Below are 9,136 nucleotides of genomic sequence, written 5' to 3' on the forward strand. Positions count from 1 at the left end.
TTTTATTCTTGAATCTGTTCAAACCACTGATACACTAGTGTTGCACTTGAAATCCGAATCCAAGGTCGTCTGAAAACCATGTTTCAGGTTTTCAGACGACCTTTGTTCACATAAACCTGTTAGATGTTTGACGGCGGTTGGAGCGGAAGGATTTGAGATGCTGCAAATCGTAGCGTGGGATATGCCCGCGAAATACAAAATCTTGCCGAGACTATTCCGCCTTATGTGCTCCGTGGGCAAAGCCCACGCTACGGCTGCTAAAAATAAGTGAAGCAGTCATAAGCGGGGACTACATAAAAACGAAGGTCGTCTGAAAACCCGAAATGCGGTTTTCAGACGGCCTTTTCCTTACGCCTTATTGTGTTTCGCGAACCTTATTCGCCGTAATAGGCTTTGGTCAGGATTTCTTCCATGTCGGCAACCAATGCCAGACGCGGGTTGGCGGGGGTGCATTGGTCTTCGAAGGACAGCATTGCCAGTTCTTTGCGGCCGTCGATGAAGGTTTTTTCGTCGATGCCCTGCTCTTTGAACGACATTTTGATGCCGACGTTGACCGCCAGTTCATGACAGGCGCGGGCGAAGGATTCTACGCCTTCGGCAGGGGTGGCGCACGGTAAGCCTAAGGTACGGGCGATTTCCTGATATTTCAGGTCGGCTTTGTAGTAGTTGTACTTCGGCCAGGTAGCGGTTTTCTGCGGGCGCGTGCCGTTGTAGCGGATGACGTGCGGCAGCAGGATAGCGTTGGCGCGGCCGTGCGGAACGTGGTATTTGCCGCCGATTTTGTGCGCCATCGAGTGATTGATGCCGAGGAATGCGTTGGAAAACGCCATGCCTGCGATGGTGGAAGCGTTGTGCATGTGTTCGCGCGCTTCGGGGTCGGACGCGCCGTGTTTGTAGGAGCGTTCGAGGTATTGGAACACGAGCTTGATGGCTTGCAGGGCGAGACCGTCGGTAAAGTCGTTGGCAAGCACGGAAACGTATGCTTCTACGGCGTGGGTCAGTACGTCCAGACCGGTGTCGGCGGTTACGCCGGCGGGGACGGTCATGGTAAACGCGGGATCGACGATGGCGATGGTCGGGGTCAGCGAGTAGTCGGCGATGGGGTATTTTTTGTCACCGTCGCTGATGACGGTAAACGGCGTGACTTCGGAGCCGGTGCCCGATGTGGTGGGGATACCGATGAATTTGGCTTTGCGACCCAATTCGGGGAAGCGGAAGGCGCGTTTGCGGATGTCCATGAATTTTTGGACGAGGTCTTCAAAATCAACTTGGGGCTGTTCGTAGAAGAGCCACATGGCTTTTGCCGCGTCCATCGGCGAGCCGCCGCCTAGTGCGATGATGGTGTCAGGCTGGAAGCTGCGCATCAGATCCGTGCCTTTATAGACGGTTTGCACGCTCGGATCGGCTTCGACATCGGTGAAAAGCTGGATGGTTACTTTGTTTTTGCGTTGGTGGAGCTGGTGGGTCACTTTATCGACGAAGCCCAAATCGACCATCGAACGGTCGGTCACAATCATGACTTTTTCGCAGTCTTTCATGTCTTGCAGGTATTGGATGGAATCGCGCTCAAAATAGATTTTGGCGGGTACTTTGAACCATTGCATGTTGTTTCTCCGACGGCCTACTTTTTTGATGTTTAACAGGTTGACTGCGCTGACGTTGCCGCCGACGGAGTTTTTGCCGTAAGAGCCGCAGCCCAAGGTCAGGGACGGCAGGAAGGCGTTGTAAACGTCACCGATGCCGCCGAAGGTGGAGGGCGAGTTCCAAATCACGCGTAAGGCTTTGACGCGGGTGCCGAAGGTTTTTGCCAATTCTTGATCAGCGGTATGGATGGCGGCGGAGTGTCCCAAGCCGTCGAAGGCGACCATTTGTTCGGCAAACTGCAAACCTTGTTCGGTGGAATCCGCTTTGAGCATCGCCAGTACGGGCGAGAGTTTTTCACGGGTCAGCGGCTCGTTGGGGCCGACTTCGCGGCATTCGGCGATGATGATGTTGGTTTTTTCGGGGACTTTAAACCCTGCCTGTTCGGCAATCCACGCCGCCGGTTTGCCCACAACGGCGGCATTGAGTTTCGCGCCGCCGCAGTTGGCGCAGTTTGCCGTAACGCCGAAGATGAAGTCTTCGAGCATGGCTTTTTCTTTTTTGTTGGCAAAGTACACGCCGTAGGATTTGAACTCTTCGACCAGCTCTTTATAAATCTCTTTGTCGGCGATGACGGCTTGTTCGCTGGCGCAAATCATGCCGTTGTCGAACGCTTTGGACATCACGATGTCGTGTGCCGCCTGTTGGATGTTTGCCGTTTTTTCGACATAGGCAGGCACGTTGCCCGCCCCGACGCCGAGTGCGGGTTTGCCGCAGGAATAAGCCGCTTCCACCATCGCATTGCCGCCGGTCGCCAAAATCGTCGCCACGCCCGGATGTTTCATCAGCGCGGAAGTGCCTTCCATAGATGGTTTTTCAATCCACTGGATACAGTTTTCCGGCGCGCCGGCGGCAATCGCGGCATCACGCACGATTTGGGCGGCGTGGGCGGAACACTGTTGGGCGGACGGGTGGAACGAGAAAATAATCGGATTGCGGGTTTTCAGCGCAATCAGGGATTTGAAAATGGTGGTGGAAGTCGGATTGGTGGTCGGCACGATACCGCAGACGACCCCGACCGGATCGGCGATTTCGGTAATGCCGGTTACATCGTCTTCGCTGATGACGCCCACGGTTTTCAAATCGCGCAGGCGGCGCACGACGTTTTCGCAGGCAAACAGGTTTTTGGTCGCCTTGTCTTCAAATACACCACGCCCCGTTTCTTCGACCGCGTGCATGGCGAGTACACCATGTTTGTCAAGCGCAGCAATAGAGGCTTTGGCAACGATATAATCAATCTGCTCCTGATTCAGCTTGCGAAACTCGTCCAACGAGCGCAAACCCTTTTCAACCAAACTGTTGACCTCGGCTACGGCGGGGCTGACGACATTGTCGGCTGATGCGTTCATGGTGTATCTCCTTGATATAAGGTGGCAATAAAGTCGATAAATTTTCACTACGATTACTATAAGTAATTTTGTTACATTTCTCTTTGACTTACATCACAAACCATGCACGCTGTTTTCAGACGACCTTTTTTAGGATTTTTCGTTTTTTAATACATTGAAATAAAATCATTTTAACGAGTTTGCTAAAGGAGGCTGCCGAGTTCTCCCCTTCGCCATATTGCTATTGTTTTACCTGCTGCAATTCATATGGAAACGAAATTCGTCGGATTTTGTATCAAAATTACAAATGAATCAGACAAAGCTAAATAAAGAAAAAAGGAAAAAGGTCGTCTGAAACCTTGAAGTCAAAGTTTCAGACGACCTTTTAATGATTGGAAGAAAAATCCGTCTAGTCAATCGAATAACCGCGCAGGTATTGCGTGCGTTCGCGCGTCATGCGGGTGTCGCATTGGAGCTTGAGGTATTCGGCATGAGCAGGGCTGTCAGCCTGGGTAGCAGCCTGTTGGCAGTTTTGGATCTTGTTCTGAATCCAGGCACGCTGTTCGGTGAGCAGTTCCTTTTGAACAGTATGTTCCATTCCGTCCCATATTCTTTGAATTTCGGAATCTGCATTGCGGTTTTGGCTGCGTGCATTGTCCAAATCGCTTTGCGAGAACGACGGCTCTTCGCGTTTCGCTTCTGCATCAGGACGCAAGATTTCGGTTTCCAATCCTGCTGCCTGCGGCACGCCCGATGCTTGGCTGGCGGCATTGTTTTCCAGAATATCTTCCGGAGAAACGACAGGCGGCTCATCGTATTTGCCTTTCAACAACTTCATAGCATCTTCTTTGCTGACTGCCTTGCCGTCAATCATCACAATACTTTTGACACCGTAGGGCAGTAGCAGCGAGGACAGCGTGCGCGCCGTCATGGAGACAGTGTTGTCTTCCAAAACGGCGTTGCCGTCTTTATCAGGCGTATAACGTACGGAAGTCGAAAGTGTATTGTCGGCAAATTTCAAATTGCTGCCTGTCAGCTTTTGTTCCAGTATTTCGGCTAAAGTCGTTTCACTGTAAATCAAAGGGCTATTGTCTTCCGCTGCATTAAGGACATCGGCAGGAACGCGGATGCTTAAATCTGCACCGCACATGGTTTTGTTGTCTTCATCAATTTGTTGGGCATTGTTTAAGCCGATTTCCAGTTCGGAACCGGCAGCAATGACTTTGTCCGCATCGACAAATTGGCGGCTGTCGTTGCGGGCGAATGCGCGCGCTTCTTGGCGGATAATGTTTTGGATTTGTGTTTTGATGCTTTGGATGGCGGCGGGATGATTGCATTCCAAAGCCTGCTTGGGCTCATCCTTGCCGCACGCGGCCAATATCAGGACGAGCGGCAAAGCCAGCAGTTTTTTGTTCATAAATATCTCCTTGATGCGGTTGCAGACCAAACCGGCCTGCCGTTCAGACGGCCATCATAACAAAAGCACTTGCAGCAAGTAAATGTTGCAAGTGCTTTTTCAACGAACCGTTATAAACGCTTACCTATTTGGTGATAACGTTTACGAAACCGGAGAGGATTGCCGCGTTAATCAAGTCCACGAAGAACGCGCCGACCATAGGTACAATCAAGAAGGCTTTGTGCGAAGGACCGAAAGTCTGTGTGATGGACTGCATATTGGCAACGGCGGTCGGAGTGGCGCCCAAACCGAAGCCGCAGTGTCCTGCTGCCAAAACAGTTGCATCGTAGTCGCGTCCCATAAAGACGTAGGTAACGAAGGTTGCGTACAGAATCATCACGACGGTTTGTACGGCGAGAATGATGGTTACAGGTCCTGCAAGACCGGTCAATTCCCACAATTTCAAGTTCAAAAGTGCCATTGCGAGGAAAAGCGACAGGGAGGCATTGCCGAATACGTCGATGGCGCGGTCGAACATATTGACTTTAAACGCAGAAGTCAGGATGTTACGAATAACGACACCGGCAAACAAACACCATACGAATTTCGGTAAGTCATACAGATATTCTTTATCGTAGCCGTCCACAATTTCAGCAAATGCCAAACACGCTGCAAACATGGCAAGCGTTTCGACTGCGGATTCGGCGGTAATCAGGCGTGTACGCTTCGCTTGTTCGAACACATCGTCGGTATGCTCATCGGCATTTTCTTTGCGTGCGCTTGGTTCAATGGGTTTGCGTCCCAGTTTGTTAATCAGACGACGCGCAACCGGACCACCAATCAAACCGCCGAATACCAAGCCGAATGTTGCCGAAGCCATACCTAACCCAGTGGCACCGACCAAGCCGAATTTGTTTTCAAAGTCTGGCCCCCATGCACCTGCCGTACCGTGTCCGCCGGTCAGCGTAATCGAGCCGGTAATCAGGCCGATAAGCGGATCCAATCCCAAAACCTTCGCCAAGCCGACACCAACGAAGTTTTGCACAACGATAAACGCCCCGACGACGGCAGTAAAAATCACCAAAGGCAAACCGCCCGCTTTCAGGCGGGAGAAGTCCGCGCTCAAACCGATAGAGGTGAAGAAAATCAGCATGAATGCATCTTGCAGCGGTTTTTCAAATTTGAAGCTCACGCCGTAGGCTTGATGCAGTGCAAACAGAACAATCGCAGCAATCAAACCGCCTGCCACAGGCTCGGGAATGTTGAAATCGCGCAGGAATTTGACTTTGTTTACCAAAACCTTACCAATCAACAAAACCAATGTAGCGGCAATCAACGTGTAGTAACTGTTAAATTCCCATTCCATAATTGTTTTACCTCTCAAAATCTCAAAAATGTTTTTCTTAAATCCGCCGTGCGGAATCAAACTGTTGGATATTAGGGGATGGGTTAAAGATTGTCAAAGACTAGTTAGGATTTCGGGCATTTTTATACGGAATATTCAGCAAATAAATGAAATATTTTTTTCAATCATGGCATTACTTTTGACTACTTATTGATTGATTGTGAATGGTTTATAGGTGTCAACTAAACATTGTTGACAATATATAAATCAGTTTCTAGAAAAAACGTCGTTATCAAAAACAGCACTTTCTTAGTTTTCAGACGACCTTTGACACACATCTGTCCATTATTGCCAGAATCACATGGAAAAGTTAATATCCGTTAAATTAAGGCAACCGCCGTCATACATAACAACTTACAAAGGAGCAAACTATGAACTTTCTGACTGCCGTCAGCCGGCAAATGACCCGATTCACCGCCCTGATTATCGTCCTTGCCTCTATCGTCGCCTTTATCGAACCCGCTACCTTTTCATGGGTGAAAGGCGACACTCAAGTCGTCGTACTCGGCATCATCATGCTCGGTATGGGCATGACTTTGGGCAAAGAAGACTATCAAATTTTGGCTAAACGTCCGCTCGATATTTTCATCGGTGCAGTCGCCCAATACACCATCATGCCGCTGCTTGCCATCGGTATTGCCAAAGCCTTCAACCTCTCGCCCGGATTGACGCTGGGTTTGGTTTTGGTCGGTACTTGCCCTGGCGGTGTCTCATCCAACATCATGAGTTTCCTTGCCAAAGGCGATGTTGCCTTTTCAGTCGGGATGACCACCGTCTCCACAGTCCTCGCCCCCGTTATGACGCCGCTGTGGATGACTTACCTTGTCGGACAAACCGTCGAAATGGACGGCTGGGGCATGTTCAAGTTTATGTTGCTCGTTACCCTGTTACCCGTCGTTATCGGTTCTGTCGCCAATATTTTGCTGCACAAAAAACACTGGTTTGAAGATGTACGCGCCATTATGCCTGCCGTTGCCGTGGTCGCCTTTGCCTGCATTGTCGGCGGCGTGGCAGCCGTCCACGGCCACCGCTTCGCCGAATCAGCCCTCGTTATGGTCCTCGCCATCGCTGCCCACAATATCGGCGGCTACATCCTCGGCTATTACAGCGGCGCACTGGTTGGTATGAACACAGCCAAAAAACGTACCCTCGCCATCGAAGTCGGCGTACAAAACGCCGGTCTCGCCACCGGCTTGAGTGCCAAATTCTTCCCGGGTAACGCCGAATCTGCCGTCGCCACCGCCGTCGCCTGTGTCTGGCACTCCGTATCGGGAACCGTCTTGGGCAATTTGTTCGCTTGGTGGGATAAGCGTGAGCAATAAGCTGCGGTGGTCGGTTCAACCTTCGGTAAATAATCAAAAGGTCGTCTGAAAAACATTTTTCAGACGACCTTTTATCATGATTCGGACAAACAACTTTAGACTGGACGGCAGGCAATCATATAATTCACTTCCGTCGAGTCGCATAAAGAATAGCGGCGGGTCAAAAGATTGTAGGTCATGCCTTTAGTGTCAATCACATCCAACCCTGCCTGTCTACACATCCGCGCCAGCTCGGCGGGCGTGATGAATTTTTGCCAATCGTGCGTCCCTTTGGGAACAAAGTTCAACACATATTCCGCGCCGACAATCAGATGAAGATAAGATTTAGGGTTGCGGTTGATGGTGGAGAAAAACACCATACCGTCAGGCTTCACCAGCTCCGAACAGGCTTTGACGATGGCGGCGGGATCGGGAACGTGTTCCATCATTTCCATGCAGGTTACAACATCGAAACTGTGCGGCTGTTCGGCGGCAAGGTCTTCGACGCGGATGCAGCGGTAATCGATATTGTCCACTCCTTCGGCAGCGGCATGGGCTTGGGCGGTTTGCAACGATTTTTCCGCCATATCAATGCCGGTAACGTGCGCCGCCCCGCGTTTTGCCATGCTTTCCGACAAAATCCCACCGCCGCAGCCGACATCCAAAACACGCTTGCCCGCCAACTGAGCGAATGAATTGATATAGCCCAAGCGTAGCGGATTGATGTCGTGCAGAGGTTTGAACTCGCCGTTTTTATCCCACCATTTATCCGCAATTTGGCTGAATTTAGCGATTTCGTCCGCATCGACGTTGTGTTGTCCGGCTGCTTCCATCATGATTTTCCTGATTTGGATTTCGGGTTGAAGAGGGTTTTGATTTTATAGCAAAGCAGGAGGATGGAACAGAGACAAACCGCCGCCAGCCGCCAAAAGGTCGTCTGAAAATGCCGCTTACCCTTTTCAGACGACCTTTGACTTGTTTTTACCCCTTCCGCCTTGTTTGCCGCGACCTTTCCCATTAATTTATATAAACTTGCCCACACATTTCCGAAGCAGCAAACACCCCGTTTCCCATTCAAAAGAAAACCCAATGAAACCATTTATCCGCGCCGCATCCCTACTTTTCCTTGCCGCCGCTTCCGCGCTTGCCTCCGGCAAAGACTTTATCATTTACGACCGCATGGACTACGTCGGCAAACCCGACCTAACCGCCGACAAACTGTCCAAAGTATTCCTGATTTACGAATCCGAGCTGATCATGCCCGACCCTGCCGGCAAACGCAAACACGGCGTATTGAACGAAAAGCGCATCCGCGAATTGGCGCGCCAATCCTATCGCGAAGGCTACCGCACCATTTCCACCGACATCGAAACCTGGTTTGCCGAAAAAGACGGACAAATCCTCACTCCTCAGGAACTTAAAACCAACTTTGCCCGCATGTACCAGATTTTCAAAGAAGAAAATCCCCGCGCCTACATCAGCAACTACGGCTTGCCCGACGAACACCTGCACGCCATCCGCTACTACCAAACTCAGGCGGACAACGAAGCAGTATTGGCAAAATGGCGGCAATTCAGCAAGCGCCGTCAGATGAGCGCAGCCATCAGCGACTACGCCAATCCCGTGTTCTACATCACCACGCCCGATTTGGCGCAATGGGAAAAAGACGTCCAAACCACCATCACCGAGATTAGAAAACGTTATCCCGACAAAAAAATCATCGGCTATCTCTGGCCGCAATATTATTCCGCCACTGGTAGTCCTTATTTCAAACAATTTATTAATGCCGAACGTTGGAAAAAAATGCTGGAAATCAGTAAAAAATATACTGATGGTGTGATCATCTGGTATGACAAACGTGATGGACACAATAAAATTGTCCCATGGACTGATCCTCGCATCCAAGCAATTCTCAAAGCGACCAAATCATTTATCGCTGACCATCCGAAAGACATTCAGGTAGAGAAACTCCAGCCTCCTAAAAATCGTTATAGTCAATTAAAATCAAAATAGGACAGTAACGCATCGTCAAATCGGGCGTAATCAGACAAAACGGTTCGCAGAT

General features: G+C 50.4%; 6 protein-coding genes. 2 read left to right on the top strand and 4 right to left on the bottom strand.

Translation table 11 applies throughout. The annotated features are described in order from the left end of the window. Positions 1–374: 374 nt before the first annotated feature. The 3 genes from adhE to gltS form a co-directional block, all read right to left on the bottom strand. On the bottom strand, positions 375–2,990 hold the full coding sequence (adhE, locus tag AC5M9B_RS03520) for a bifunctional acetaldehyde-CoA/alcohol dehydrogenase (protein WP_070655586.1): 2,616 nt from the start codon (positions 2,988–2,990) through the stop codon (positions 375–377). A gap of 388 nt (positions 2,991–3,378) precedes the next feature. Then, positions 3,379–4,386, bottom strand: coding sequence for a lysozyme inhibitor LprI family protein (locus AC5M9B_RS03525; protein ID WP_487648263.1), 1,008 nt, complete (start codon positions 4,384–4,386; stop codon positions 3,379–3,381). Between the two features lie 124 nt (positions 4,387–4,510). After that, complete coding sequence (gene gltS / locus AC5M9B_RS03530) at positions 4,511–5,731, bottom strand: sodium/glutamate symporter (RefSeq protein WP_019270600.1); 1,221 nt, start codon at positions 5,729–5,731, stop codon at positions 4,511–4,513. Between the two features lie 410 nt (positions 5,732–6,141). Between gltS and AC5M9B_RS03535 the strand changes: the two genes are divergently transcribed. Further along, positions 6,142–7,092 (top strand): bile acid:sodium symporter family protein, encoded by a 951-nt coding sequence (locus AC5M9B_RS03535; protein ID WP_019270601.1) that lies wholly within the window; start codon positions 6,142–6,144, stop codon positions 7,090–7,092. A 95-nt stretch (positions 7,093–7,187) separates the two neighbouring features. Here AC5M9B_RS03535 and ubiG read toward each other — a convergent pair whose 3' ends face one another. Then, on the bottom strand, positions 7,188–7,907 hold the full coding sequence (gene ubiG / locus AC5M9B_RS03540; protein ID WP_070655581.1) for a bifunctional 2-polyprenyl-6-hydroxyphenol methylase/3-demethylubiquinol 3-O-methyltransferase UbiG: 720 nt from the start codon (positions 7,905–7,907) through the stop codon (positions 7,188–7,190). A gap of 253 nt (positions 7,908–8,160) precedes the next feature. On the opposite strand from ubiG, the gene AC5M9B_RS03545 reads away from it, so the two are divergent. Beyond that, entirely contained in the window at positions 8,161–9,084 is a 924-nt protein-coding gene (locus tag AC5M9B_RS03545) for a hypothetical protein (protein ID WP_487648264.1), read from the top strand. Positions 9,085–9,136: the final 52 nt, after the last annotated feature.

It is taken from the genome of Neisseria flava, assembly GCF_982712965.1.